This is a genomic window from Chitinophaga cymbidii (assembly GCF_007992715.1).
Classification (GTDB): Bacteria; Bacteroidota; Bacteroidia; order Chitinophagales; family Chitinophagaceae; genus Chitinophaga; species Chitinophaga cymbidii.
The window spans coordinates 1,124,102-1,149,237 of record NZ_BKAU01000001.1 but is presented as its reverse complement, the minus strand read 5'-3'; the positions used below and the strand labels follow the sequence as shown (position 1 = coordinate 1,149,237).

Sequence of the window (25,136 nt, the reverse complement as noted above, 5' to 3'; positions counted from 1 at the left end):
TTCCGGCTGACAGACCGCGGGAAATATCATTTTGCCGCTATGGTTTCCTGCAGCAGTTTCGCTTTCTTCACCAGCTGAATGAATTCCGCCCGGTAACCCTCCGCGTCCCGGCCTTTCGCGCCGCTCGCCAGCCCTATGATATGATCATAATTGGCGCTGCCGCTGAACTGGCTGTTGCGCAGCAACATACCGAACTGGGCCACCGCCGCCGCCATCCGGAGATCTTCCGGGCTTTGCTGGAAGTGGACAACGCGAGTGGACTGCACCTTTTCCAGCAGTTTGCTCTTTTTGCCGTCAGGCTCCTTGTAGCGCATTTTCACGGTGAATGCCTCTGTGGCGGTAGCGGTGTTATGTTTGACAGCCGCCGTTTCCTGGTATTTGAGCGGGTCCGTGCCGCCGCCTTCCGGCATGGGAACATTCACCGGCACGATCTCGTACAGTGCGGTCACCGTATGCCCCGCGCCCATATCGCCCGCATCTTTTTTATCATCATTAAAATCTTCATCGTTCAAAAGCCGGTTTTCATAACCCACTAACCGGTAAGCCTGTACGAATTTCGGGTTGAACTCCACCTGCAGCTTCACGTCTTTTGCAATGGTGAAGAGGGTTCCACCGAATTCCGTTACAAAGGTGCGGCGCGCTTCTTCAAAATTGTCGATATACGCATAGTTGCCATTCCCTTTGTCCGCCAGCGTTTCCAGCTTGTTGTCCTTATAGTTGCCCATGCCGAAGCCCAGCACGGAGAGGAAAATGCCTTTCTCCCGTTCCTGCTCTATGATGCGCTGCAGCGCTCCGTCGCTGGAGGGGCCTACGTTGAAATCCCCGTCGGTAGCCAGTATCACCCGGTTGTTGCCTTTGGGGATAAAATGCTCCTGCGCTGTTTTGTAGGCCAGTTGGATGCCTTGCCCCCCTGCTGTGGAACCGCCGGCAGTGAGGCTTTCCAGCGCATCGATGATCTTCATTTTATGCCCGCCTGAAGTGGATGGCAGCACCATGCCCGCCGCGCCGGCATACACTACGACCGCCACCCGGTCCTGCGGCCGCAACTGCTGCACCAGCACTTTGAATGCCTGTTTCACCAGCGGCAGCTTGTTGTCCGCATACATGGAGCCGGACACGTCCAGCAGGAAAACCAGGTTAGAGGCAGGGAGGTCTGCCGCCGGTACCTGCTTGCCCTGCAGCCCGATACGCGCCAGCAGATGCCCTTTCTTCCAGGGGCAGGTGGCGAGATCGGTGTGGATCGCCACGGGATCGCCGTTCACGGGCGCGGCATAGGCGTAATCGAAATAATTGATCAGTTCCTCCACCCGCACGGCGTCCACCGGCGGCAGCTGGCCGCTGTTCAGCATCTGGCGTACCTGCGAATAGGAAGCCCTGTCCACATCCGAAGAAAAAGTGCTGAGCGGTTTCCGCTTCACCCGGTGAAAGATGTTTTCATTGATCGGGCTGTAGTCGTTGGTATTGTAGCGGTCTTCCGCTTTAACGAAGGAATGTGGCCTGGCGGACATCGTCACCATAGCGCCGGTCATGTTCACTTTGCGCTGCACCGGGTAGCTCGTTACCACCACCTCCTGCAAAGCCCGTTGCTGCGCATGCATCAGGATACGGATTTCTGCGTCCGCACGGGAAACGCGCCGCTCCACCGGCTGGTAGCCGGTAAACAGCACCTGCAAGGTGAAAGAATCCAGCGGGGCCGTGAACTGGAACCGGCCCACCGCATCAGTAACGGTGCCCTGGCTGGTTTCTTTGACCAGCACCCGCGCGCCGGGCAGCGGATGGTTACCGGCCGCATCCAGCACAAGGCCGGTATATGTTTTGTTTTGAGCGGAGGCGCCGAAGGCGATCAGGGCGCAAAGCATCCATGCAGTGATCTTTTTCATAAGAGGAGGATTTAATTCCGCAAGAAGGATGCAGCGCAATACAGGTATTCCATAAAAGTTTTTTCCCATCCTGTTATCTTTGCAAAAAAAAGCGGCATGGTATATAATGTAATCGGTTTAATGTCAGGCAGTTCGCTGGATGGGCTGGATATTGTTTTTGTGGAGCTGACGGAAGTGCGGGGCGCCTGGTCTTATATGATCCAGGCATCGGAATGTATTCCTTACAGCGAAAAGTGGAAGGAAGATCTGAAAACCGCGATTGACATGAACGCCCGCGATTACATGCTGCTGCATACCGCTTATGGTCACTACACCGGTGAGCAGGTGAAGGCTTTCATCGGACGTCATCAGCTGGAACACCGGGTGCATTTTATCGCATCCCATGGGCATACTACTTTTCACATGCCGCAAAGCAGGATGACGGCGCAGCTGGGCGATGGGGCCGCTATTGCCGCGGTCACCGGCCTGCCGGTCATCAGCGATCTCCGTGCGATGGACGTGGCGCTTGGCGGGCAGGGTGCTCCCATCGTGCCGATAGGCGAGCAGCTGTTATTTGCCGGATATGATTACTGGCTCAACCTGGGCGGCATCGCCAACCTTTCCGCGAAGAACGGGGAAACTTTCCGCGCGTTTGATATTTGTCCCGCCAACCGCGTGCTGGACGCACTCGCCGCTGCCCTGGGAAAAAATTATGACGAGAACGGCGCGCTGGCATCCGGCGGCGTAACGGATAACGCTTTGCTGGAGGCGCTGAACAGCCAGCCGTATTACAAACAATCCTTCCCCAAATCCCTTGCAAATGATTTCGGAACGGACGTGATCCTGCCGCTGATAGGGCAATACACGCTTTCCGTGCAGGGCAAGCTGCGTACGTATGTGGAGCATATCGCGCAACAGGTAGCCGCCGGCGTGCAGCAGGTGTCAGGTGAGGAAACTACCGGGAAAAAGCTGCTGATCACGGGCGGCGGCGCTTTCAACCGCTTCCTGGTGCTGCAGTTGCAGGACCGCCTGGAGCCGATGGGCATTACGGTGATCGTAGCGGACGAGCAGACGGCCGCTTACAAGGAAGCCCTGGTCATGGCGTTGATCGGTGCGCTGCGGTGGCGCCAGCAGCCCAACGTGCTGGCTTCCGTTACGGGCGCTTCCCGTGATAGCGTGAATGGTACTTTATGGCTCGGCGAAGGTTGAGGTGAACGCAAATATATCGCCGTTGAATAATCCTTTGTCGCTGAGCTTCAGGTGAGGGATCACCAGCAGCGCCATAAATGATAAGGTCATGAAAGGCGCATCCAGCCTGCTGCCCAGCGCTTTGGCCGCTGCATCCAGTTTGCTGTAGGCGCTGGCCGTCGCATATCCGTCTTCCGCACTCATCAATCCCGCTACCGGCAAAGCCAATACGCTGCTGTTTTTCCCGTCTGTCACACAAATGCCGCCTTGGCTTTTGACAAGCTGGTTGATGGCTTCGCAGATGCTTTCATCATCCATGCCCACCGCGATGATATTATGACTGTCATGCGCCACGGTGGAGGCGATAGCGCCTTTCTGCAAGCCAAAATGCCGGATGAAACCCAGTGCCGGAGGGGCATTGTGATAACGGTTTACCACCACGATCTTTAGTGTATCCGTTTCCGTATCAGCGGCAACGGCCCCGTCTTTTACCTGCAGGGTTGCGGTCAGCGCATTGGTGATCAGCTGTCCTTCCAGCGCTTCGATCACTTTAACCGTCACTTCCGGTTCGTTGCTTTCCATGCGGAGAGCGGCTGCTGTTACAGGATCGCAGTTAAACTGATTGACCGGGAGGATGGGAACGGAAGGAATTTTTGTTACGCCATTTTCCGCTACGATTTCACCATTGATGAAAGTTTGCAGAACGGCCATATCGTCCAGGTTATTGACCACGATAAAATCCGCCGGATCACCTTCCCGTAATAGCCCTACCGGCATGTTGTAATGTTTTACGGGGTTGATGCAGGCCGCCTGCAGAATGTTATACAGGTTGTATCCCTTTGCCAGCGCCCGTTTCACCAATATGTTGATGTGGCCTTCCACCAGGTTGTCCGGATGCTTGTCATCACTGCAGAACATCACCATTTGCGGATGCGATTGCAGCAGGGACGCCAGCGCTTCAAAGTTGCGGGCCGCGCTGCCCTCGCGGATAAGGATGTGCATGCCATGCTGCAGCTTGTCCAGCGCCTCTTCCAGCGTGAAGCACTCATGGTCCGTGCTGATGCCCGCCTGGATGTAAGCGGCCGCATCCGCTCCGCGAAGTCCGGGCGCATGGCCGTCTACCGGCTTGCCGAGCCGTTTGGCGGCGGCGATCTTCGCCATCACTTCGGCGTCCTGCTGCAGCACGCCGGGATAGTTCATCATTTCGGAGAGGTAGTAGATGTCGTTCCGCTGCAGCAGCATGTCCACATCTTTCGCATCGATGGCGGCGCCGGCGGTTTCAAAAACAGTAGCGGGCACGCAGGAGGGGGCGCCGAAACAGCATTTGAAAGGCACCTGCGCGGCATTGTCCAGCATATATTCCACACCCTTTACACCGAGTACGTTGGCGATCTCGTGCGGGTCTGAAATCGTAGCCACCGTTCCGTGGCAAACGGCCAGCCGCGCGAATTCCGAGGGCACCAGCATGGAGCTTTCCACATGTACGTGAGCATCAATAAAGCCGGGAAGTATGAACTGCTGCGGCACCGCGCCTTCGGCAGGCGCGATCTTTGTGATACGGTCACCGGTGACGGTCACCACGGCGGGAAAGGTCTTTCTGCCGGGAATGTCTACCAGGTGGCCGGCAACCTCGAATTGTTTCATGAACGTAAAACTCGGCAAAAACCTTCAAAAGACTTTGCCATTATCATTAAAAAGATACATTTGTATCACAATTAAAAAACTGTTTATGAAAAGAATTACAATGTTAACCCTATCCCTCGCCCTGGTAGCGGTAACAATCACCACAAAAGCACAGACGATCGACGAAGTAGTCGGTAAACATATTGAAGCAATGGGCGGGGCGGACAAGATCCAATCCGTCAAATCACAGGCAACAGAAGGCACCATGCAGATCCAGGGAATGGAATTTCCGTTCAAGACCTGGAGCGTTCATAATAAGGCCATGCGCGTTGATTTCGATGCAATGGGCACTACCAACACACAGGTCATTTCCACCAAAGGCGGCTGGATGTTCATGCCGGTGCAGCAACAGCAGGCTCCTGTTGATTCGGACCCTGAAGTGGTGAAGGAAGCCGCTTCCGAACTGGATCTTACCGGCGATCTGTACGACTACAAGGCAAAAGGCCATACCGCGGAACTGATCGGCAAGGAAACGCAGGACGGACAAGAGTTTTACAAGATCAAGCTGACCCGCAAGAACGGCACGGTAACGGATATCCTGCTGGATACGAAAACATACCTGGTCAGCAAAAGGATCTCTTCCAAAAATATACAGGGGCAGGAAGTGGAGATCACGGAAATACTGAGCAATTACAAGAAAACGGCGGACGGGTATGTTTACGCGGCCACGATCGAGCAATTGCCGATGGGCATGAAAATGGACTTCGGTAAATATGAATACAACACAGCGATCGATGAGAAGCTGTTTGAGAAGCCAGCTGCGCAGTAATTCGTGTAAAATATTTAAACAGGAAAGCCGTCATACCGACGGCTTTTTTTATTGATATCGTTTCAGCATTTCCTCCGCCTCCTGCTTCAGCCTGTCCGCCAGGTGCTGCGGTTCCAGCACCTTCACTCTTCCCCCCGAACTGAGCAGCAGCATGATCAGCTCATGGTTGATCACGATCTGCAGCCCTACGCGGCATTCTTCCTCATCATCTTTCAGGATCACCTGCGAGGGGTGCATGGGCTGCGTTTTCACGTATTTGCCCTGGTGAGGAGTGTAGGACAGCACAATATTTTCCGGTTGTCCTTCCGTAACGGTGATGCCGATGGCATGCTGGAAGTAGCTGGCGTCGTCGAAGTTCTTTTCGTCGAAATGCTTGTTGGTGGGCCATAGCTGCACGATGCGGTCCAGCGCGAAGGTGAGCACTGTTCCGCCTTTTGCTTTCTGGCTTTTACCGATGAGGTAGAAGCGGTGGTTGTATTCGCGGAGGTGATAGGGTTCCACCCAGTGTTCTTTGGGCTCGCTGCGGTCGAAGCTCTGGTAGGCGATGCGGATCACTTCCAGGTGCTTGATGGCGTCCACGATCTCGGGGATCAGTTCCGCGCCTTTGTACTGGCTGCCGCGGCTGAATTTGATGAGGCCGCGGTTTTCCAGCTCCTGCCGGTTCATTTTCAGGCTGGCCGCTATTTTGAGGATGGCGTCTTCGAAGCGCTGGATCACGGGCAGGCTGCGGAATTGTTCCAGGATGCCGATGGCTACTTCCAGGCCCTGGAGGTCCGCCTCGTCAATGGGACTGTTGCTGATGGAGAAGTTTTCGTCCTCGTAATGATAAGCCTTCGAGCTGCGGTTGTACCGGATCGGGGCGAAATAGTTCAGCTCGGGATCATTGCGCATGTCTTCAATATCCTTCTGGATCGTGCGCACAGCAACGGTATCGTCCATTTTGTCAGACACATATCTTACCAGGTCGTCCAGCGTAGGTTTTGGCAGGCGTTTATTGCGCAAACGTTCATCTATCCAGCGATACCGGGAAAGGGCGTCTTTATTCTTAGGCATGTCACCGTGTTTGGTAGGGCGTAAAAATAAAAAAATTTACTACGCATATCCCCTGCGTCCGGCCCTGATATTTTTGTATCGTTAAATATAAGGGATTATGAAAAAGGTATCTGTAAACATCGCAAGAGAAAAGGAAGTAACCGCTATCAAGGTTGGGCAGATCATCCTGGACGATTCGCATTACCTCACCTGCTGGGGGTACCTGGAAACAGCGGACGGCTGGCGCAAATGCGATTTTGTAACGAATTACGACGTGCTGAACACCATGCTGCGCGCGATCGAGGACAAGAGCGAGGCGGTGCAGATGGCCATTGTGCAGAAGCTGGAACATATGGAATATATCCCCGAAATGATTGATTTTGAGGCGCAACTCGGCGAGGCGGTTTTATTTGATAACCTCCGTTTTCACCTTACCAGCCCGCATTTTGAAGGGAATCACGACTGGGAAGATTATGCAGGCGACAGCTGTTTTTACATCCGCAAAGCAGAGCCCTGCACCCGCGAAGAAGCCTGGCAGCACAAAGTAGACCAGTGCATGCAGGCATTGGGCAAGCATTATGAGCTGTACCTGGGCTACCTGGAGCTGGATTTTGACGAGGAGAGCGCCCGGGAGCATGCCGATCTGGCCGACGATATCAAATATTCCCTGGCCTACCATGCCTGGAAACAGCTGTCCACCCGGTAAAAAAGGAAAAATTCCAAAAAATCCTAAAAAAAAATCCTTTAAGTCTATAATGTTTGTAGGAAATCTGTATTTTTGGTTCCTGTAAACAGTGTTATATGAGTTTAAGGTTAGGGGACACTGCTCCCAATTTCAAAGCAAAAACGACCATTGGAGAAATTGACTTCTACGAATATCTCGGCGACGGCTGGGGTGTGTTGTTTTCCCATCCTGCTGACTTTACCCCTGTTTGCACCACAGAACTTGGCAAAACTGCATTGCTGAATGGCGAATTTGCCAAACGTAATGTTAAAGTATTGGCGCTCAGTGTAGATCCGCTGGACAAACACAAGAGCTGGATCAATGATATTAACGAAACCCAGAATTGCGATGTATCTTTTCCGATCATCGCGGATGAAGATAAAACAGTAGCGAACCTGTACGGTATGATCCATCCGAATGCTTCGGAGACGTTTACCGTACGGTCTTTGTTTGTGATCGGGCCGGACAAGAAGGTGAAGCTCACCATTACTTATCCTGCATCCACCGGCCGCAACTTTGTGGAAGTATTGCGGGTGATCGATTCGCTGCAGTTGACCGCCAATTATAGCGTTGCTACCCCGGCAGACTGGAAAGACGGAGAAGACGTAATCGTTACCGGCGCTGTAAAAACAGAAGATATTCCGGCTAAATTCCCGAAAGGGCACAAGATCATCAAGCCGTACCTCAGAACAACGCCGCAGCCTAACAAATAACCCGGGCCGCTGCCTGATCTGACGGTCATAACCGTGTTATGAAACAGCTTACCGCTTCATGTGTTGATTGTATCCTTCTGACAAAGAAGTAAAAATATTAAGGGAGTGAGAGGGCCGTAAAGGTCAGCTCCTGATCGTTTTTTTTAATGGTTGGTTTTTGATTTTACGAAACGGGGATTTTTCCCCGTTTTTTTATGCCCGGTAGTAAGGGCATCGTTATCGCTTCCCTATAGATACGCTAGTGATACCCTATAGATACCTTTGTAAAAGCTTGTAGGGTTGCATAAAAAAAGCCGCAGACATGGTCCGCGGCTTTTGCAAAAAAGAGGAATATTTTATTGTTTCAATCTTCTGCGCTCTTCGATCATCCCGTTAAATCCTTCAGCACCAACATTTTGCGTGGTTATTTCCGAGCTGTTCATGACTTTTCCGTTCACCATGATACGGTCATCGGCGGTACGCATGGCGCCGGTGCTGATGTAGGCCAGCGCTTTAGCCAGGCCATTTTCCTGGGGATCACCGAAATCGCGGGTCACATCGTCGGTTGAGCTGATGTCCCTTTCAAAGCCTGCGAAGTAATCTCCTTCATTGTTGGAATTTACGCTGCTGAACTGGCTCATGTACACGGTGAACTTATCGATCCCGATGCCGAAGAACCCAACGGGCTTACCATAGGTCCTGGGCGCGGAGCCCACCAGCACCACGTTCATATAAGGCTTCAGGCTGTTGATGGCCAGTTCGCTGGCGGAGGCGGTACTGCCGCTGACAATGAACACTACGTTGCTGATCGCGCCGAGACTTCCTTTTTTCGAAAAATAGTTCGTATTGCCCTGCTCTGAATAGTCCACATCCGCATAGGTCAGCTTCTTGCCGTTCTGCACCACCTGCTGGTTGTTGGCATCCAGGTAGGGGATAGCTTTGAGGATGGGGGCGTTGCCTTCCCGCAGCAACTTGTTGAATATCTCCTTGTACATCACTTTCCCGTTCAGGCTGGAAGGCCCGATGAGGTTGGCGAGGTATTCAAAGGTGGACACATAGCCGCCGCCATTATAACGCAGATCCACCACCAGGTTATTGACCTTTTTGGTGGCGAATTCGGCGAAAGCTTTGTCCAGGCTGGGCTGTGCATTCGACAGGCGGGAGAAGCGGGCCAGGTTGATGTACCCGGTGATCTTTGCGCCGTCTGTAAAGGTTTTGTAGGTATAAACCGGGTCGTTCGTGTAAGTGCTTTTGGTCAGGGTGCGGGTAAACGTTTCGCCTGTCACGGGCCGTTTCAGCGTGAGCTGAATGGTGTTACCCGCCATTGCGGCATTCACCGCGGAGGCGGTTACCACAGCCGGTACACCGTTGATGGCCGTCACCTGGCAGCCCCGGGTGATGGTCGCAGTGGCGGCCGGCCCGCCTTTCTCAACGAGGCGCACATACAGGAGGTCTGTCAGCCCGTTATCCACGATGGTAAAGCCAAGGCCGAAGTCATCGCCCTGTCCTTCCAGGTCTACCGTGCCTTTGATCCCTTGCGCCGCGTTGCCTTTTTCTATGAAGGAATATTTGGCATGGCTGGAATTTTCGACATATTCATACGGTTTGGTCGTTTCCGGGTTGATCTTGTACTGCGTTATCTTGTAAAGTTCGGCCTGCAGGCTGGCAAACTCGTCTGATCCCGCATAGGAGCGGGGATTGAAGGTGTTGTAGTCCGGCAGGGCGTTGTACCAGAGGTAAGTTTCTTTAGCATAGAGGTACAGGGAATCCAGGCTTAGCTGCAGGCGCGTTCCCGATGCGGGCTGCGGGTCCGGCGTAGGTTCCGTTGTGGTTTTTTTGCAGGCGGGCATAGCTGCCGCCACAAGTATTGCGTAGGCGGCAATCCTGAGCTTCATCATAACGAAAATCGGTTTACTGTGAAAAGTTACGTCAAATCGGGCAGATTGGGAGCAACAAACCGATGAATGCATGGATTCCAACGACCACTTTATATTGACTGCACAGATTGTCAATGGTTTAACCGGCCTGGTCGCCTCCCTACCCCTTATGTTTCCGCAATTGCTGCAGCACTGCCTGCATATCTTTGGGCAGCGGCGCTTCCAGCGTATGCGCCACGCCCTTGTCGTCCGTGAATTTCAGCTGAAAGGCATGCAGGGCCAGCCTGTTCAGCAGCGGCCTTTCTTCTTCCGTGAATTTCCCCAGCCTGAATTTCTTTTTGATGGCGGACAGGCAGACCGGCGTTTTGCTGCCATACAACTCGTCCACCGCAATGGAATGGCCGATGGACTTCATATGCACCCTGATCTGGTGCGTGCGGCCGGTGTGGATGCGGAGCTTCACGAGGCTGAAGAGCCCGAATGCTTCCTGCACTTCATAATCGGTGAGCGAAGGGCGGCCCTTGGCATTGGTGACCATTTTCCCTTTCTGCACGGGATGCTCCATGATGGGCGCGTTCACGCTGCCGGAGGGTTCGGACAGCTCGCCCGTCACCAGCCCGAGATAGTATTTCTCCACGTCGCGGGATTCAAACAGCTGTGAGAGGTATTTGTGAGCCGCTTCATGTTTGGCGAATACCACAATGCCGCTGGTATCCCTGTCCAGCCGGTGCACCGTGAATATCTGCCCGTATTTGTTTTTCAGCAGGGTAGACAGGGCTTCGAGCGCGTTATCGTGCCGGTCCGGGATCGTGAGCAGCCCGGACGGCTTGTTGATAGCGATGAAATCGTCGTTTTCGAATATGATGAATGGTTCTATGCGCACGTTCGGATGGCCTATTTGAAATGTTTGAGCAGGATCACTTCCTTTTCGGTCAGGAAGCGCCATTTGCCGCGGTTGATGTTCTTTTTGGTGAGGCCGGCGTACATAACGCGGTCCAGCTTCTCCACCTGGTATTCCAGGTGTTCGAAAATGCGGCGTACGATGCGGTTTTTGCCGCTGTGTATTTCGATGCCCACCTGTTTTTTGTCTTTATTGTCCACATAACCGAGGGCATCCACCAGTGCCTGCCCGTCTTCCAGGGTGACGCCGGCGATGATGGCTTCAAAGTGGGCTTTGGTCAGCGGTTTGTCCAGCTCTACGTGATAGATCTTTTTGATGTTGTGCTTGGGATGAGCGAGTTTTTGCGCCAGCTCGCCATCGTTGGTGAGGAGCAGCAGGCCGGAGGTATTGCGGTCCAGCCGGCCAACCGGGAAGAGTCTTTCTTCGGCGGCGTCTTCTACCAGTTCCATGACCGTTTTGCGGCCTTCGGGGTCGTCGGTGGTGGTGATGTAACCTTTGGGTTTGTTCAGCAGCACGTAAACGAGGTTCTTTTGCAGGTAGATGCGTTTGTCGTTGAGTTTCACCACATCTTTGGCGGTTACCTTGAATGCCGGTTCGATGATCTTTTCATCGTTTACCAGCACCTGGCCTTCCTTGATATAGTCCACTGCCTTACGGCGGCTGCAGATGCCGCAATGCGCGATGAATTTGTTCAGTGGCATTTCGCTTTCAACAGCTTCGGTGGCGGGGGATTCCAGGGCGATGCGTTTGCGGGTGCTTTTGGCTTTGGGTTTGGGACCATGTACTTCCGCCTTGCGCAGGCTTTTGCGGGGGCGCCCGGGGGCGTCGTTCCGCTTGCCGTCAGCGTCCGCAAAGCGTTTTTTGGGTTTGTCTTCCCTGTCGCCAAAGCTTCTTTTCGGCTCGTCATCGTCGCTACCGAATCGTTTTTTCGGGCGATCATCATCCTTACTGAAACTTCTTTTAGGTTTATCTTCTCTATCGCCAAAACTTCTTTTAGGACGATCGTCATCGCTGCCAAAACGTTTCTTCGGGCGGTCATCATCTTTGCTAAAGCTTCTTTTTGGTCTATCTTCTCCATCGCCAAAACTTCTCTTCGGGCGATCATCATCCTTACTGAAGCTTCTTTTCGGCTTATCTTCTCTATCGCTAAAACTTCTTTTAGGACGATCGTCATCGCTGCCAAAACGTTTCTTCGGGCGATCATCATCTTTGCTGAAACTTCTCTTCGGTCTATCTTCTCCATCGCCAAAACTTCTCTTCGGGCGGTCATCATCTTTGCTGAAACTTCTTTTCGGCTTATCTTCTCTATCGCTAAAACTTCTTTTAGGCCGATCGTCATCGCTACCAAAACGTTTCTTGGGGCGATCATCCTCTTTGCTGAAGCTCCTTTTTGGTCTATCTTCTCCATCGCCAAAACTTCTCTTCGGGCGATCATCCTCTTTATCAAAACCCCGCTTCGGCCGGTCATCATCATCCCCCCCGAATCTTTTTTTCGGACGGAAGTCTGACGGGGCGCCTGATTTACTACGGTTTTCCTTGAAAGGTGTGAACCCTTTTTTAGCGGGTCTGCTTTTTTTCATGCTGTATATTTAAAGTTGCTGCATTCCTGCAGTAAAAAATGCTATGCTTTATTCGCCAGCTGGCCGCAGGCGGCGTCAATATCTTTTCCGCGGCTTCTGCGCAGGCGCGCATTCACGCGGTGTTTACCGAGATAATCCATAAACGCTTCTGTTGCTTCGGGCGTCGGTTTCTGGAACCTTGCATGATCGATCGGGTTGTATTCGATGATATTCACAAGGTCCACCGGTACCTGGCGGTATATTTTGATCAGCTCGTCCGCATCCTTTTCCGAATCGTTAAAATCCTTAAAAAGAATGTATTCGAAAGATATCTCGTTTTGCGTGGCTTTGTAAAAATAGTTCAGCGCCTCCACCAGTACTTTGAGGTTGTTGGTCTCATTGATCGGCATGATCTCGCTGCGTTTTTTATCGTTCGCCGCGTGGAGGGAAAGGGCGAGGTTGAACCGCACCTGGTCGTCGCCCAACTGCTGTATCATCTTGGCAACTCCGGCGGTAGACACCGTGATCCTTTTGGGGCTCATGCCCAGGCCGTCCGGCGAGGTGATGCGTTCGATGGATTTGAGCACATTTTTATAGTTCAGCAGCGGTTCGCCCATCCCCATATATACAATATTGGTGAGCTTCTTGCCGGATTGTTCGAGCGCCTGTTTGTTGATAAGGGCCACTTCGTCGAATATTTCGTCGAATTCCAGGTTCCTTTTACGGTCCATATACCCCGTGGCGCAGAACTTACAGCTGAGGCTGCAGCCCACCTGGGAAGATACGCAGGCGGTCTGCCGGGAGGAAGTGGGGATGAGCACGCCCTCCACCAGGTGATTGTCGTGCAGGCGGAAGCGGCTTTTGATGGTGCCGTCCGAACTCTGCTGGGTGGTATCTATTTTGATGGAAGGAAGGGAAAAGTTTTCCTCCAGCGTGGCGCGCAAAGGCTTGCTCAGGTTCGTCATCGACTCAAAATCCGGCGCCTGCTTCAGCCACAGCCATTCATACACCTGTTTCGCCCGGAAAGGCTTCTCTCCCATTGTGGCAAACACCTCCTGGAGCTGCGGCAGGCTCAAATGCCTAATGTTCTGCTTCCTCATCATCGCGCAAAGGTACGTCCATATTTCGGATTTGAGCGGCGGAAACGAAGGATTCCGGCCCCGTCAGGTTATCCCGAATACTTACAATAAATTCGCAGGCAAACTTTCAACCGAGATACCATGCAAGCAGCTTATATCGTTGATGCCGTCCGTAGCCCTATTGGCCGCTATGGTGGCGCATTGAGCACTATTCGTCCCGATGACCTCCTGGCCCTGATGCTCCGTTCGCTCCTGGAGCGCAATCCCTCTGTTGATCCGGCGGCCATTGAAGATGTCATTGCCGGCGCTACCAACCAGGCGGGGGAAGACAACCGGGATGTGGCCAGGATGGCGGCCTTGCTGGCCGGGCTGCCCGTTTCCGTGGCGGGGAACACCGTGAACCGCCTCTGCGCTTCCGGCCTGCAGGCCATTATGGACGCTGCCCGGGCCATTATGTGCGGGGAAGGGGACGTGTACCTCGCCGGCGGCGTGGAAAGCATGACCCGCGCCCCTTTGGTGATGCCAAAGGCGGACGGGGCTTTCAGCCGGAAGACCGAGATCTATGATTCCACCATCGGCTGGCGCTTTACCAACAAGAAGCTGGCGGACGTATATTATCCTTTCTCCATGGGTGAAACCGCGGAGAATGTGGCGCGGGAGTGGAAGATCGGCCGGGAGGAGCAGGACCTATTCGCCTTTGAAAGCCAGCGCAAGTATAAACAGGCGCTGGACGCGGGTTTGTGGGACGACGAGATCATCCCGGTGAAGATCACACCGAACAAGCAGGAGCAGGTGGTGTTTTCGCGGGACGAGCATCCGCGGGAAACCAGCCTGGAGAAGCTGGCTGGACTGCGCCCCGCTTTTCAGAAAGACGGCTCCGTCACCGCCGGCAATTCCGCCGGTATCAACGACGGCGCGTCCGCCGTGCTGATCGTTTCCGAAAGCGCCCTGAAACGTTTTAACCTGCAGCCGCTGGCAGTGATAAAATCCATGGCGGTAGCGGGTGTAGACCCCGCCATCATGGGCATCGGGCCGGTGCCCGCCACCGCAAAGGCGCTGCAACGGGCCGGACTGAACACCGGGGATCTGGACGTGATAGAACTGAACGAGGCGTTTGCCGTACAGGCGCTTGCCTGCATCCGTGAGCTGGGGCTGGACCCGGCCAGGATCAACTTCAACGGCGGCTCCATTTCCATCGGGCATCCCCTCGGCTGCAGCGGCGCCCGCATTACCACTACTTTGCTGCATGAAATGAAACGCCGCAGCGGCGTGAAATACGGCCTCGCCACCATGTGTGTGGGCGTGGGGCAGGGTGCAGCCATCGTATTTGAAAAGGTCTGATCCGTTTTAAACCGGTTTCATCAATCGAAACCGGCATCTAAAAAAATACTGTTCGATCTTTGCCCGGTAAACCATGAAAAGATCCAACTACGCCCTCGGCTTCGCTATGGCCCTGATCGGCGCTTTTATGTTCTCCGCGAAGGCTATTTACGTAAAGCTGGTCTACCGCACGGAAACCATCGACGCCATTTCCATGCTGGCGCTGCGGATGTTGTTTTCCCTGCCCTTTTACGTTGTTACCGCCTGGCTGCTCGCCCGCCGTTCCGATAATGTAAAGCTGACGCCCCGTCAATGGCTGTGGCTGGTGATTCTTGGCCTGTTGGGGTATTACCTCAGCAGCCTGTTCGACTTCATGGGACTGGCCTACATTTCCGCCGGCCTGGAACGGCTGATCCTTTTCCTGTACCCGACTTTCGCCCTGCTGATCGGCGCCGTGGCCTTCCGCCGCAAGATACAGCGGATACAATGGATCGCCTTGCTGATCGCTTACCTGGGCATGGTGGTGGCATTTATGGGCGATGTGCAGCAGGAATGGAATCCCTCGGTGATCACAGGATGCCTGCTGGTACTGGGTTGTGCGGTCACGTATGCTTTTTACATTGTTGGCGGTGGAGAGCTGATACCCCGCATCGGCTCCATGAAATTTACGGCGTATGCATTGATGGTGGCCGCTGTCGGCATATTCGCGCAGTACTTCGTGAAGCACGGCACGGAAGTCCGTCATTTTTCCGGCCACACTTACTGGCTGTGCTTCCAGATGGCGATCGTGTCTACCGTGATCCCTACATTCCTTACCAGTGAAGGTATTCGGAAGATCGGTTCCGGCAATACCGCGATCATCACCAGCATCGGGCCGGTAGCCACTATCGTGCAGGCGTACATTTTCCTGGATGAGCCCATCACCTGGCCGCAGCTGGTGGGCACCGCGCTGGTACTGGCGGGCGTATTGCTGATCGGTAAAAAAGGAAAAACGGAAACAATAAAAAACGAGCGGTAGACATTACATCCCACCGCCCGTTCATGGCAAGCAAAAAAAGGTTACAAACAAATCTGCTTCTCCGTCATCATCTTCCGGAGATTGATCAGGCCATATCTCATACGGCCCAATGCAGTATTGATACTCACGCTGGTGAGGTCGGCTATCTCTTTAAAGCTCAGTTCCGCATAATGGCGGAGGATGATCACTTCGCGCTGCTCTTCGGGCAGCAGGTCCAGCATTTTGCGCACATTGTCGTGGCTCTGGCGGGTCATCATCTGCTCTTCCGCGCTGGGTTCACTGAATCCTAAAACATTGAAAATATCTTTGTCGTCACTGGTCTTGATAAGCGGAGTGCGTTTGATCTTTCTGAAGTGGTCTACGCAAAGGTTGTGAGCGATGCGCATGGCCCAGGGAAGGAACTTGCCTTTTTCCGTGTAACGTCCTGCGCGAATGGTGTCGATGATCTTGATGAAGGTATCCTGAAAAATATCTTCAGCGAGAAAAGCGTCTTTAACGAGCAATACGATAGAGGTGAATAGCTTGTCCTTGTGCCGGTATACCAGTTCTTCCAGGGCTGAAGAGTGCCCCTTCCTGAAGAGGGTGATCAGTTGTTCGTCATTCAGTTTGTACATTACTTGCATAAACGTCTACCAATAACGGTTAGTAAATAGTACGGACTTAACAGTCAGTAGGTTGTGTGATAGCGTAGAGTTTATGCGATAATGTCCAGTTTTTTAGTAATGAATTTTGGCCATATTAGGTATAAGACCCGGTTATTGCAAATATAGCGGAATAGTTGAATAAAACAATGTCCGCAAAATAAATTTGGTATTAAAAATGTACGTAGGGCGCGGGATTCGGGATTTCCGGAGCGGATAAAATCTAATAATAAATAAAGTTTACTTTATGAAATTGTTTAATTAGTTGTTTTCTAGGATATTAGAAAAAAAGGATACGCCCTCATCCCATTCCCGAAATCCTTAAATTTGTGCTTCTATGCGCACAAAAAAATCCAGGGAAGTAACCGTTGAACGCGAACCAGTAAGCCCGCAGGACCATATTTTCATCAAAGGAGCCAGGGTACACAATCTCAAGAATGTAAACGTTTCTATCCCCCGCAATAAAATGGTGGTGGTCACCGGCGTCAGCGGCTCCGGCAAATCCAGCCTCACGATGGACACCCTTTACGCCGAAGGCCAGCGCCGCTACGCGGAAAGCCTCAGCGCCTACGCCCGCCAGTTCCTCATGCGGATGAACAAGCCGGATGTGGACTATATCAAAGGCATCTGTCCCGCTATCGCCATCGAACAAAAAGTCATCACCCGCACGCCCCGCTCCACCGTGGGCTCCATGACGGAACTGTACGACTACCTCCGCCTGCTTTACGCCCGCGCCGGTAAAACGTATTCCCCCGTTTCCGGGAAAGAAGTGAAGAAACATGAAGTGAGCGATGTGGTGGACTACCTCTCCGGTCTCAAAGCCGGCAGCAAAGTGCAGATCCTCGTGCCTTTCCGCCAGCATGCCAACCGCAAGCCCGCCGAAGAGCTGAACATCCTCATGCAGAAAGGCTTCTCCCGCCTGTACGCCAACGGCGCGCTCGTGCGCATCGAAGAGCTGCTGGAACAGAAAACACTAAAGCTCGCGAAAGATACTTACGTGCTGATAGACCGCATTGTGGTAAAGGATTTTGATGAAGATGACAAACACCGCATCGCGGACAGTATTCAAACGGCTTTCTACGAAGGGGAAGGCGACTGCTTCCTGGAAGTGGACGGCAAGATCGGACAGAAATTCTCCAACCGCTTTGAGCTGGACGGCATCCAGTTCGAAGAGCCGGTGCCCAATCTTTTTTCCTTTAATAACCCCTACGGCGCTTGTCCCTCCTGCGAAGGCTTCGGCCAGGTGCTCGGCATAGACCCCGATCTCGTGATCCCTGACAAGCGGCTGAGCGTTTTCGAAGGCGCCGTAGCGCCATGGCGCGGGGAAAAGATGGGGGAATATAAAGAAGCGCTGATCAAAGCATCGCGCAAGTTCGGCTTCCCCATTCACAAGCCAATTTCCGAATTAACGGACGAACAGATACAGCTGTTGTGGGAAGGGAATGAACATTTCTACGGTCTGAACGAGTTCTTCAAAATGGTAGAGCAGAACCTCTACAAAGTACAATACCGCGTGATGCAGGCGCGCTACCGTGGCCGCACCACCTGTCCCACCTGCAAAGGCGCCCGCCTCCGTAAAGAAGCGCTCTATGTGAAGATCGGCGGCGAAAGCATCGCCACGCTGGTAGACATGCCGGTGGAGAAACTGAAGGTCTGGTTCGACAAGCTGGAGCTGAACGAATACCAGCAGCAGGTGTCCAAACGCATCATGATAGAAGTGAATCATCGTTTGAAGACCTTGCTGGACGTAGGTTTGGGCTACCTTACTTTAAACCGTGTGGCGAATACGCTGAGCGGCGGCGAAAGCCAGCGCATACAGCTCACGCGTACGCTCGGCAGCAACCTCACCAATTCCCTGTATATCCTGGATGAACCGAGCATCGGGCTGCATGCGCGTGATACGCACCGCCTGATCAATGTGCTGCACGAGCTGCGCGACCTTGGTAACACCGTAGTAATCGTGGAGCACGATGAGCAGATCATGGAAAACGCGGACTACATCATAGACATGGGGCCACTGGCCAGCCACCTCGGCGGGGAAGTGATCTTCGAAGGCACCTATCCTGAAATATTAAAAGACGGCAAAAGCCTCACCGGCAAATATCTCGGCGGACAGCTCAGCATCGAGCCGCCGGCGCACCTCCGCAAATGGAAGCGCTCGGTAGTACTCGAAGGCTGCCGCCAGAATAACCTGAAGAACATCGATGTGGAATTTCCGCTCGGCATCCTCACCGTTGTAAGCGGCGTGAGCGGCTCCGGTAAGACCACGCTGGTAAAGCAAATCCTCTACCCCGCACTGATGAAGCTGAAAGGCGAGTTCACAGACCGCGTGGGCCAGCACCGCGCCATGAAAGGGGACCTCGATTATATCACGCAGATCGAGATGATCGATCAGAACCCCATCGGCAAATCCTCCCGTTCCAATCCCGTCACCTACATCAAGGCATACGACGAGATACGCGACCTCTTTTCCAAACAACCGCTCAGCAAAATGCGCGGTTTCCAGCCGAAGCATTTTTCCTTTAACGTAGATGGCGGCCGCTGCGATGCCTGCAAAGGCGAAGGTGAAGTGATCGTGGAAATGCAGTTCCTCGCGGACGTGCATCTCACCTGCGAAAGCTGCGGCGGCAAACGTTTCAAGGACGAAGTGCTGGAAGTGACCTACAAGGGAAAGAACATCTACGACATCCTGGAACTCGGCGTGGACGAAGCGATCGAATTTTTCAAAGATGAAAAAGATGTGGTGAACAAGATCCGCCCGTTAAGCGATGTGGGCCTCGGCTACGTAAAGCTCGGCCAGTCCTCGGACACCCTGAGCGGCGGCGAGGCGCAGCGTGTGAAGCTCGCTTCCTTCCTCGGCAAAGGCAAGGCGCAGGGGCATATCCTTTTTATCTTCGATGAGCCCACCACCGGCCTGCATTTTCATGATATCAAAAAATTGCTCAGCTCCTTCAACGCGCTGATAGACCAGGGGCATTCCGTGCTGGTGATCGAACACAACCTGGATGTGATACGCTCGGCGGACTGGGCGATAGACCTGGGGCCGGAAGGCGGCGAAGGCGGCGGCAACCTGTTGTACGCCGGTGTGCCGGATGGATTGAAAAAAGTAAAGGAAAGCTACACGGGAAAATTCCTGTAAGGAGATCGATATCAATAAAGAAAAGACGGAGATGCTTCGGCACATCCGTCTTTTTATTTTTTACGCCGGACGGCGGAATTACCGCAGCCTGTCCAGCGACTTGATCAGCTTTTCATCCTTGTAAATCCCCCGGGCCGCAAGGAACAGGCACACCACCATTACCACCGGCAGGAACGCCGGCAGCAGGAAAGAAGCCTGCACAATGGTGCCGCCGCTGTTGATGATCGCATTGGCATTGTCCTGCACCTTGAAATAGATCAGCAGCAGCACGCCGATGGCCAGCAGTATATTCAATACCGTTAGCCTGAACTGCAGCTTGCGGTTCTTATAGAGGAAAACGCAAACAAGTGACAGCAAAGTAGTCACCATCAATACCGTAAATATCAGATAGCTGGATGTGGCGTTAAAATACTCCTCGCTGATAGCGGGGCCTTTGGATATTTTGGCTTTCCACAGGTTGAAGTATCCCATGGTGCCTCCCGCAGCGGCGGCCAGCAGTAAAAAGAGGGTCTGGATGCGTTGTATCATGATATTTGGCAATGTTTAACGCCGTAAAAGTAAATAATTCCTGCGAACCTGCACGAACGTTCTAGGCCCCGTACCCCGGATACTTCGTATATTGCACGCCCAATACAATCTCTATGGCCAGAAAACTCAACAAGCAGGATGCACTCGATTACCATTCGCAAGGCAGACCCGGCAAGATAGAAGTCATACCTACGAAAGATACCAAAACCCAGTGGGACCTTTCGCTGGCTTACTCGCCCGGTGTGGCGGAGCCTTGCAAGGAAATTGCCCGCGATGTGGAGAACGTTTATAAATATACCGCCAAAGGCAACCTGGTGGCCGTTATCAGCAATGGCACCGCCGTGCTTGGCCTCGGAGATATCGGCCCCGAAGCCGGCAAACCCGTGATGGAAGGGAAAGGCGTGCTGTTCAAGATTTTTGCGGACATTGATGTGTTTGACATTGAGTTGAATACGAAAGATGTGGATGAGTTCGTGCGGGTGGTAAAAGCGATGGAGCCCACTTTCGGCGGCATCAACCTGGAAGATATCAAAAGTCCCGAATGCTTTGCCATTGAAGACAGGCTGCGCAGGGAGCTGAAGATACCCATCATGCACGACGACCAGCATGGCACCGCCATCATTTCCAGCGCCGCCCTGCTGAATGCGCTGGACCTGGTAAAGAAAAAAATAGGAAAAGTAAAGTTCGTGGTGAACGGCGCCGGCGCCGCCGCCATGGCCTGCGTAAGATTATATGCTTCTCTCGGCGCCAATCCCGCCAATTTCATCATGTTCGATAAAGACGGTGTGCTGAACAAGCAACGCACCGACCTCGACGAGATGAAACAGCAATTCGCCACCAGCTCCAAAGTGAACACGCTGGCCGAAGCGCTGAAAGGCGCGGACGTGTTCGTCGGCCTTTCTGTTGGGAATGTGGTGACGGCTGAAATGGTGAAAAGCATGGCGAAGAACCCCGTCGTTTTCGCGATGGCCAATCCCGATCCCGAAATCCCCTGGGAAACCGCTACGCAAGCCCGTCCCGATGTGATCATGGCCACCGGCCGCTCCGATTATCCCAACCAGGTGAACAACGTACTGGGCTTCCCCTACATCTTCCGCGGCGCGCTGGACGTAAGGGCCACGCAGATCAATGAAGCCATGAAGCTCGCCGCCGTGCATGCGCTGGCCGAGCTGGCCAAATCTCCCGTGCCGGACATTGTGAACCTGGCGTATAACGAACGCAACCTTGTGTTCGGCGCGAACTATATCATTCCCAAACCCCTCGATCCCCGCCTGCTGAGCACCGTAGCGCCCGCAGTGGCTAAAGCGGCCATGGAAAGCGGTGTGGCGCAGGGGCAGATCACAGACTGGGAAGCGTATAAAGTGGAGCTGAACAACCGCCTGGGACTGGACAACCAGCTGTTCCGCGTCATCGGCTCCAAAGCCCGGAAAGATCCGCGCCGCGTGGTATTTGCGGAAGCAGACAACATCAAGATATTGAAAGCCGCACAGGTGGTAAGCGATGAAGATATCGCCATTCCCATCCTGCTCGGCAACGAAAAGCGCATCCGTCAGCTGATGGAAGAGAACGGCATCGAGATCGACAATGCACAGATCGTTGATCCGAAAAGCGAAGAAATGGCCGCCAAACGCCATCACTTCGGAGAGCTGTTCTTCCGGAAACGCCAGCGCAAAGGATTTAACCTCTACGAAGCAAAGAAGATCATGCGTGAGCGCAACTACTTTGGTTGCATGATGGTGGAAACCGGCGAAGCCGATGCATTGATCTCTGGCCTCACGCGCAAGTACCCGGACACGATCCGCCCCGCCTTGCAGGTAATAGGCATGGAAGAAGGCGCGAAGCGTGTAGCCGGCATGTATATCATCAATACCAAACGCGGGCCTTTGTTCCTGGCCGATACAACCGTCAACTTCAATCCCACGGCGGAAGAGCTGGCGGACATCACCCTGCTGGTAGCCAAAGAAGTGCGCCAGTTCAACATCACACCGCGCATCGCCATGGTATCCTATTCCAACTTCGGTTCCAGCCAGACGCCCGAAGCGCTGCTGGTGAGCCAGGCGCGCAAGATCGTGAAGCAGAAAGACCCGACCCTCATCGTGGATGGTGAGATACAGGCCGCCATGGCATTCAACAAGGAAATCCTGCAGGACAACTATCCCTTCTCCGAACTGATAGAAGGAGATGTGAATACCATGATCTTCCCGAACCTCGCGGCAGGCAACGTAGCGTACAACCTCCTGCAGGAAGTAGCGGGTTTCGATTCCATCGGTCCCATTCTGCTCGGCATGAAAAAGCCGGTGCACATCCTGCAGCTGGGCTCCACCGTGCGGCAGATCGTAAACGTAGTGTTGATCGCGGTTGTAGACGCACAAACGAAATGCTGCAAAACCGAGGAGAAGAACGGGAAGAAGAAAAATTCGTAATTTTCACGATGCAATCCATCTCCCGTAAAAAGATATTCTTCCCGCTCAACCCGGCATTCAGAAAATACCTGAAGCTGTACGAGCGGGAAATGCCTTTGCCCGTATCTTACGAGGAGCTGAAATACTACGATTCCGGCATCCCGGTGTACGATAAAGCCGGTAAAGACACGCTCTGGGAATCCGTTTTCTACCCGCAAAGCATGACGGCGCAGCTGCATGCCGGGCTGAAGCGGATCTATTCCATTCTCAAAGCGGGCGGGGACCAGTCGGCGGAAGAACACCTGCACATCGAGCGGATCGATTACTGCACCTTCGGTAACTCGCATCCCTTCCGCATCAAGATCGTCAACAATTACAACGAGGTATACGATTATTTCTACATCAAGATCGCGGATGCATCGCGCATTTACGGATTGGAGCTGGAACATATCGTATCGCCGTACTGGATGAACTTCCTGGTGGACGGGAATACGCTGGTGGAAGAACATATTGCCGGCGTGCCGGGCGACCAGTTCGCGAAAGATTATCTCGACCGGCCGGAGTTCAACAAAAAAAGGATCGCCAAGGAGTTCGTAAAATTCAACGAGCGCTGCTTTGTGCGCCTGCTGGGCGACATGCGCTCCTACAATTTCATCTTCGATATTACGCCAGACTTTGATGATGTGCAGTTCCGCATCCGCGCGATCGACTTCGACCAGCAGTTCTACGAAGGCAAGAAAACCCTCTACATGCCGCAGTTCTTCAAGGAGAACCGCGTGTTCGTGGAACTGGCCATGCAGCACCTGAATGCGGAAGTGGTGAAGCAGTACCAGCAGGAAGAGCGGTCGCTCATTGCGCGGCGCATCAAAACGCAGCGGCACCGCATCAAAGACCTGCGGGACGTGATCATGACAGACCGTGTATCCTTTCCCGAGAAGATCAGCCAGCTTGGTGAAGAGCTGGCGCAACATTATCATGATCCCGTTTTTGCAAGGTGCAAGACCATGGGCGAGATCATTGAACGCAGTCTGAAACGCCTGCTGGTAAACAGCCTGCGTTAATTAAAAGCACATCTTGTGCTTCAAACCGATTTTCAAGTATCTTTGACCAGTTATGGAGTTTAAGTTTTTCTATCATTTCGGCAGGTTCATACTGATGATAAAAGGCATGTTCTCCCGCCCGGAAAACATGCGGATGTACTGGAAGGAATTCATGCACCAGTGTACGGACATCGGCGTTGGGTCGTTAGGGATAGTGTTCATCATCTCCCTCTTCCTGGGTGCGGTGACCACCGTGCAAACCGCCTACCAGCTGGTAGCGGGCTTCATCCCGAAGTCCACCATCGCGCAGATCGTGCGGGACACGCTGATCCTGGAACTGGCGCCCACGATGGTCTGCATCGTGCTTGGCGGCGTGGTAGGATCAAAGATCGCCTCCGAACTGGGCAACATGCGCATCTCCGAACAGATCGACGCGCAGGAGATCATGGGCATCAACACAAAAGCATACCTTATTGGTCCTAAGATACTGGCGGCCCTGATCACCATTCCCTGCCTGGTGGTGATCGCCGCGTTCCTCGGCATCTGGGGCGGCCTGCAGGCCGGCATGCTCAGCGGCATCATTTCCTCCGAAGAATATATGAAAGGGCTGAGAGCCGCTTTCGACGGCTATAATGTGTTTGTAATGCTGAGCAAGGCATTCACCTATTCCTTCATCATTTCCAGCATTCCCGCCTATTACGGCTATAATGTGACAGGCGGCGCACTGGAGATCGGCCGCGCCAGCACGAAAGCAGTGGTAGTAAGCTGCATCCTGATCCTGTTCACAGATTACCTCCTGGCGGCCATGCTGCTCTAACCTTCAAACCGAGACGAACCTTTTTATGATAGAATTGATCAATATTCGCAAAAGCTTCGGAGAAAAAGTGATCCTGCAGGACGTATCCGCCAAAATGGAAGCCGGTAAGACCAATCTTATCATCGGCGCCAGCGGCAGCGGAAAGACCGTATTGATGAAATGTATGGTAGGGCTTATCAAGCCGGACAGCGGACAGATATTGTATAACGGAAAGGATTTTACCGCGATGGACGATATGGAAAAGAAACCCATCCGGCAGGAGATAGGCATGCTGTTCCAGGGCTCCGCGCTGTTTGACAGTATGACCGTGGAAGAAAACGTGATGTTCCCGCTGGATATGTTCGCCCGCGGCAACTACAAGGAAAAACGGAAAAGAATGCAGGAGTGCCTGGACCGTGTGAACCTCAAGGACGCCAATAAAAAATACCCTGCCGAGATCAGCGGCGGGATGAAAAAAAGGGTCGGCATCGCCAGGGCCATCGTACTGAACCCGAAATACCTGTTCGTGGACGAGCCCAACTCCGGCCTGGACCCGCAGACCTCCCTCGTGATAGACAAGCTCATCAAGGACCTCACGGCGGAATACAACATCACCACCGTGGTCAATACCCACGATATGAACACCGTTATGGAAAGCGGCGACCATATCATGTACATGCACCAGGGCCTTAAACAGTGGGAAGGCAGCAATAAGGACATTATTTTCGCGAAAGACAAAAAGCTGAACGACTTCATCTTCGCCTCCGAATTCTTCCAGGATATCAAGGAAATGCGCCAGAGCGAGTACTTTCAGGACAATAAATGGCGCGGCGGCAAGCAGGAAGGCGGAAATAAGACAAATAGTTAATATATCCCCCGCTTTACTTTT

Annotated in this window: 20 protein-coding genes; 11 read left to right on the top strand and 9 right to left on the bottom strand. The window is 53.3% G+C overall.

The window, feature by feature from the left end:
* Positions 1–26: 26 nt before the first annotated feature.
* Positions 27–1,880 carry a YfbK domain-containing protein gene (locus CCY01nite_RS04470; RefSeq protein WP_146858192.1) on the bottom strand — a complete coding sequence of 618 codons (1,854 nt, stop codon included), beginning with the start codon at positions 1,878–1,880 and terminating at the stop codon, positions 27–29.
* Between the two features lie 96 nt (positions 1,881–1,976).
* On the opposite strand from CCY01nite_RS04470, the gene CCY01nite_RS04465 reads away from it, so the two are divergent.
* Complete coding sequence (locus CCY01nite_RS04465) at positions 1,977–3,068, top strand: anhydro-N-acetylmuramic acid kinase (protein WP_146858190.1); 1,092 nt, start codon at positions 1,977–1,979, stop codon at positions 3,066–3,068.
* On the opposite strand, the gene ade is transcribed toward CCY01nite_RS04465, so the two are convergent.
* Positions 3,048–4,691: an adenine deaminase gene (gene ade, locus CCY01nite_RS04460; RefSeq protein WP_146858188.1), complete on the bottom strand. Its 1,644-nt coding sequence runs from the start codon at positions 4,689–4,691 to the stop codon at positions 3,048–3,050. The genes CCY01nite_RS04465 and ade overlap by 21 nt on opposite strands.
* A gap of 85 nt (positions 4,692–4,776) precedes the next feature.
* On the opposite strand from ade, the gene CCY01nite_RS04455 reads away from it, so the two are divergent.
* Entirely contained in the window at positions 4,777–5,499 is a 723-nt protein-coding gene (locus tag CCY01nite_RS04455; RefSeq protein ID WP_146858186.1) for an outer membrane lipoprotein-sorting protein, read from the top strand.
* A 48-nt stretch (positions 5,500–5,547) separates the two neighbouring features.
* On the opposite strand, the gene CCY01nite_RS04450 is transcribed toward CCY01nite_RS04455, so the two are convergent.
* Positions 5,548–6,552 carry a helix-turn-helix transcriptional regulator gene (locus CCY01nite_RS04450; RefSeq protein WP_146858184.1) on the bottom strand — a complete coding sequence of 335 codons (1,005 nt, stop codon included), beginning with the start codon at positions 6,550–6,552 and terminating at the stop codon, positions 5,548–5,550.
* A gap of 97 nt (positions 6,553–6,649) precedes the next feature.
* Here CCY01nite_RS04450 and CCY01nite_RS04445 point away from each other — a divergent pair, with 97 nt between their 5' ends.
* Positions 6,650–7,237: a hypothetical protein gene (locus tag CCY01nite_RS04445; protein WP_146858183.1), complete on the top strand. Its 588-nt coding sequence runs from the start codon at positions 6,650–6,652 to the stop codon at positions 7,235–7,237.
* A 95-nt stretch (positions 7,238–7,332) separates the two neighbouring features.
* Positions 7,333–7,968, top strand: coding sequence for a peroxiredoxin (locus CCY01nite_RS04440; protein WP_146858181.1), 636 nt, complete (start codon positions 7,333–7,335; stop codon positions 7,966–7,968).
* A 335-nt stretch (positions 7,969–8,303) separates the two neighbouring features.
* Here CCY01nite_RS04440 and CCY01nite_RS04435 read toward each other — a convergent pair whose 3' ends face one another.
* From CCY01nite_RS04435 to rlmN, 4 genes are all read right to left on the bottom strand, one after another.
* On the bottom strand, positions 8,304–9,845 hold the full coding sequence (locus CCY01nite_RS04435) for a S41 family peptidase (protein WP_186830897.1): 1,542 nt from the start codon (positions 9,843–9,845) through the stop codon (positions 8,304–8,306).
* Between the two features lie 139 nt (positions 9,846–9,984).
* Positions 9,985–10,707, bottom strand: coding sequence for an RluA family pseudouridine synthase (locus tag CCY01nite_RS04430; RefSeq protein ID WP_146858177.1), 723 nt, complete (start codon positions 10,705–10,707; stop codon positions 9,985–9,987).
* A gap of 11 nt (positions 10,708–10,718) precedes the next feature.
* Entirely contained in the window at positions 10,719–12,305 is a 1,587-nt protein-coding gene (locus tag CCY01nite_RS27175) for a pseudouridine synthase (RefSeq protein WP_146858175.1), read from the bottom strand.
* A 41-nt stretch (positions 12,306–12,346) separates the two neighbouring features.
* Complete coding sequence (gene rlmN / locus CCY01nite_RS04420) at positions 12,347–13,387, bottom strand: dual-specificity RNA methyltransferase RlmN (protein WP_146858173.1); 1,041 nt, start codon at positions 13,385–13,387, stop codon at positions 12,347–12,349.
* 117 nt (positions 13,388–13,504) lie between these two features.
* Between rlmN and CCY01nite_RS04415 the strand changes: the two genes are divergently transcribed.
* A complete protein-coding gene (locus CCY01nite_RS04415) occupies positions 13,505–14,704 on the top strand; it encodes a thiolase family protein (protein WP_146858171.1) in 1,200 nt (399 codons plus the stop codon).
* Positions 14,705–14,777: 73 nt separating this feature from the next.
* The gene (locus CCY01nite_RS04410) at positions 14,778–15,701 is read left to right on the top strand and encodes a DMT family transporter (protein WP_146858169.1); all 924 of its coding nucleotides are present in this window, start codon (positions 14,778–14,780) and stop codon (positions 15,699–15,701) included.
* Between the two features lie 41 nt (positions 15,702–15,742).
* Here the strand turns inward: CCY01nite_RS04410 and CCY01nite_RS04405 are convergent, their stop codons facing one another.
* On the bottom strand, positions 15,743–16,324 hold the full coding sequence (locus CCY01nite_RS04405; RefSeq protein ID WP_186830893.1) for an RNA polymerase sigma factor: 582 nt from the start codon (positions 16,322–16,324) through the stop codon (positions 15,743–15,745).
* A gap of 355 nt (positions 16,325–16,679) precedes the next feature.
* On the opposite strand from CCY01nite_RS04405, the gene uvrA reads away from it, so the two are divergent.
* The gene (gene uvrA, locus CCY01nite_RS04400; protein WP_146858167.1) at positions 16,680–19,481 is read left to right on the top strand and encodes an excinuclease ABC subunit UvrA; all 2,802 of its coding nucleotides are present in this window, start codon (positions 16,680–16,682) and stop codon (positions 19,479–19,481) included.
* 78 nt (positions 19,482–19,559) lie between these two features.
* Here the strand turns inward: uvrA and CCY01nite_RS04395 are convergent, their stop codons facing one another.
* The gene (locus tag CCY01nite_RS04395; protein ID WP_146858165.1) at positions 19,560–20,009 is read right to left on the bottom strand and encodes a DUF4293 domain-containing protein; all 450 of its coding nucleotides are present in this window, start codon (positions 20,007–20,009) and stop codon (positions 19,560–19,562) included.
* 113 nt (positions 20,010–20,122) lie between these two features.
* Between CCY01nite_RS04395 and CCY01nite_RS27145 the strand changes: the two genes are divergently transcribed.
* From CCY01nite_RS27145 to CCY01nite_RS04375, 4 genes are read left to right on the top strand one after another with little or no spacing between them, the layout of a single operon-like run.
* Positions 20,123–22,432 (top strand): NADP-dependent malic enzyme, encoded by a 2,310-nt coding sequence (locus CCY01nite_RS27145; protein ID WP_146858163.1) that lies wholly within the window; start codon positions 20,123–20,125, stop codon positions 22,430–22,432.
* 8 nt (positions 22,433–22,440) lie between these two features.
* Positions 22,441–23,472 (top strand): hypothetical protein, encoded by a 1,032-nt coding sequence (locus CCY01nite_RS04385; protein ID WP_146858161.1) that lies wholly within the window; start codon positions 22,441–22,443, stop codon positions 23,470–23,472.
* 52 nt (positions 23,473–23,524) lie between these two features.
* Positions 23,525–24,268: an MlaE family ABC transporter permease gene (locus CCY01nite_RS04380; protein WP_146858159.1), complete on the top strand. Its 744-nt coding sequence runs from the start codon at positions 23,525–23,527 to the stop codon at positions 24,266–24,268.
* A gap of 25 nt (positions 24,269–24,293) precedes the next feature.
* The gene (locus CCY01nite_RS04375; protein WP_146858157.1) at positions 24,294–25,115 is read left to right on the top strand and encodes an ABC transporter ATP-binding protein; all 822 of its coding nucleotides are present in this window, start codon (positions 24,294–24,296) and stop codon (positions 25,113–25,115) included.
* Positions 25,116–25,136: the final 21 nt, after the last annotated feature.

What these genes read in the sequence shown, in the direction of transcription:
- CCY01nite_RS04415 (WP_146858171.1), top strand. Translation starts at nt 13,505, where the DNA reads ATGCAAGCAGCTTATATCGTTGATGCCGTCCGTAGCCCTATTGGCCGC.
- CCY01nite_RS04470 (WP_146858192.1), bottom strand. Translation starts at nt 1,880, where the DNA reads ATGAAAAAGATCACTGCATGGATGCTTTGCGCCCTGATCGCCTTCGGC.
- CCY01nite_RS27175 (WP_146858175.1), bottom strand. Translation starts at nt 12,305, where the DNA reads ATGAAAAAAAGCAGACCCGCTAAAAAAGGGTTCACACCTTTCAAGGAA.
- CCY01nite_RS04375 (WP_146858157.1), top strand. Translation starts at nt 24,294, where the DNA reads ATGATAGAATTGATCAATATTCGCAAAAGCTTCGGAGAAAAAGTGATC.
- CCY01nite_RS04440 (WP_146858181.1), top strand. Translation starts at nt 7,333, where the DNA reads ATGAGTTTAAGGTTAGGGGACACTGCTCCCAATTTCAAAGCAAAAACG.
- CCY01nite_RS04435 (WP_186830897.1), bottom strand. Translation starts at nt 9,845, where the DNA reads ATGATGAAGCTCAGGATTGCCGCCTACGCAATACTTGTGGCGGCAGCT.
- CCY01nite_RS04410 (WP_146858169.1), top strand. Translation starts at nt 14,778, where the DNA reads ATGAAAAGATCCAACTACGCCCTCGGCTTCGCTATGGCCCTGATCGGC.
- rlmN (WP_146858173.1), bottom strand. Translation starts at nt 13,387, where the DNA reads ATGATGAGGAAGCAGAACATTAGGCATTTGAGCCTGCCGCAGCTCCAG.
- CCY01nite_RS04395 (WP_146858165.1), bottom strand. Translation starts at nt 20,009, where the DNA reads ATGATACAACGCATCCAGACCCTCTTTTTACTGCTGGCCGCCGCTGCG.
- CCY01nite_RS04385 (WP_146858161.1), top strand. Translation starts at nt 22,441, where the DNA reads ATGCAATCCATCTCCCGTAAAAAGATATTCTTCCCGCTCAACCCGGCA.
- uvrA (WP_146858167.1), top strand. Translation starts at nt 16,680, where the DNA reads ATGCGCACAAAAAAATCCAGGGAAGTAACCGTTGAACGCGAACCAGTA.
- CCY01nite_RS04380 (WP_146858159.1), top strand. Translation starts at nt 23,525, where the DNA reads ATGGAGTTTAAGTTTTTCTATCATTTCGGCAGGTTCATACTGATGATA.
- CCY01nite_RS04455 (WP_146858186.1), top strand. Translation starts at nt 4,777, where the DNA reads ATGAAAAGAATTACAATGTTAACCCTATCCCTCGCCCTGGTAGCGGTA.
- CCY01nite_RS04405 (WP_186830893.1), bottom strand. Translation starts at nt 16,324, where the DNA reads ATGCAAGTAATGTACAAACTGAATGACGAACAACTGATCACCCTCTTC.
- CCY01nite_RS04450 (WP_146858184.1), bottom strand. Translation starts at nt 6,552, where the DNA reads ATGCCTAAGAATAAAGACGCCCTTTCCCGGTATCGCTGGATAGATGAA.
- ade (WP_146858188.1), bottom strand. Translation starts at nt 4,691, where the DNA reads ATGAAACAATTCGAGGTTGCCGGCCACCTGGTAGACATTCCCGGCAGA.
- CCY01nite_RS04465 (WP_146858190.1), top strand. Translation starts at nt 1,977, where the DNA reads ATGGTATATAATGTAATCGGTTTAATGTCAGGCAGTTCGCTGGATGGG.
- CCY01nite_RS04445 (WP_146858183.1), top strand. Translation starts at nt 6,650, where the DNA reads ATGAAAAAGGTATCTGTAAACATCGCAAGAGAAAAGGAAGTAACCGCT.
- CCY01nite_RS27145 (WP_146858163.1), top strand. Translation starts at nt 20,123, where the DNA reads ATGGCCAGAAAACTCAACAAGCAGGATGCACTCGATTACCATTCGCAA.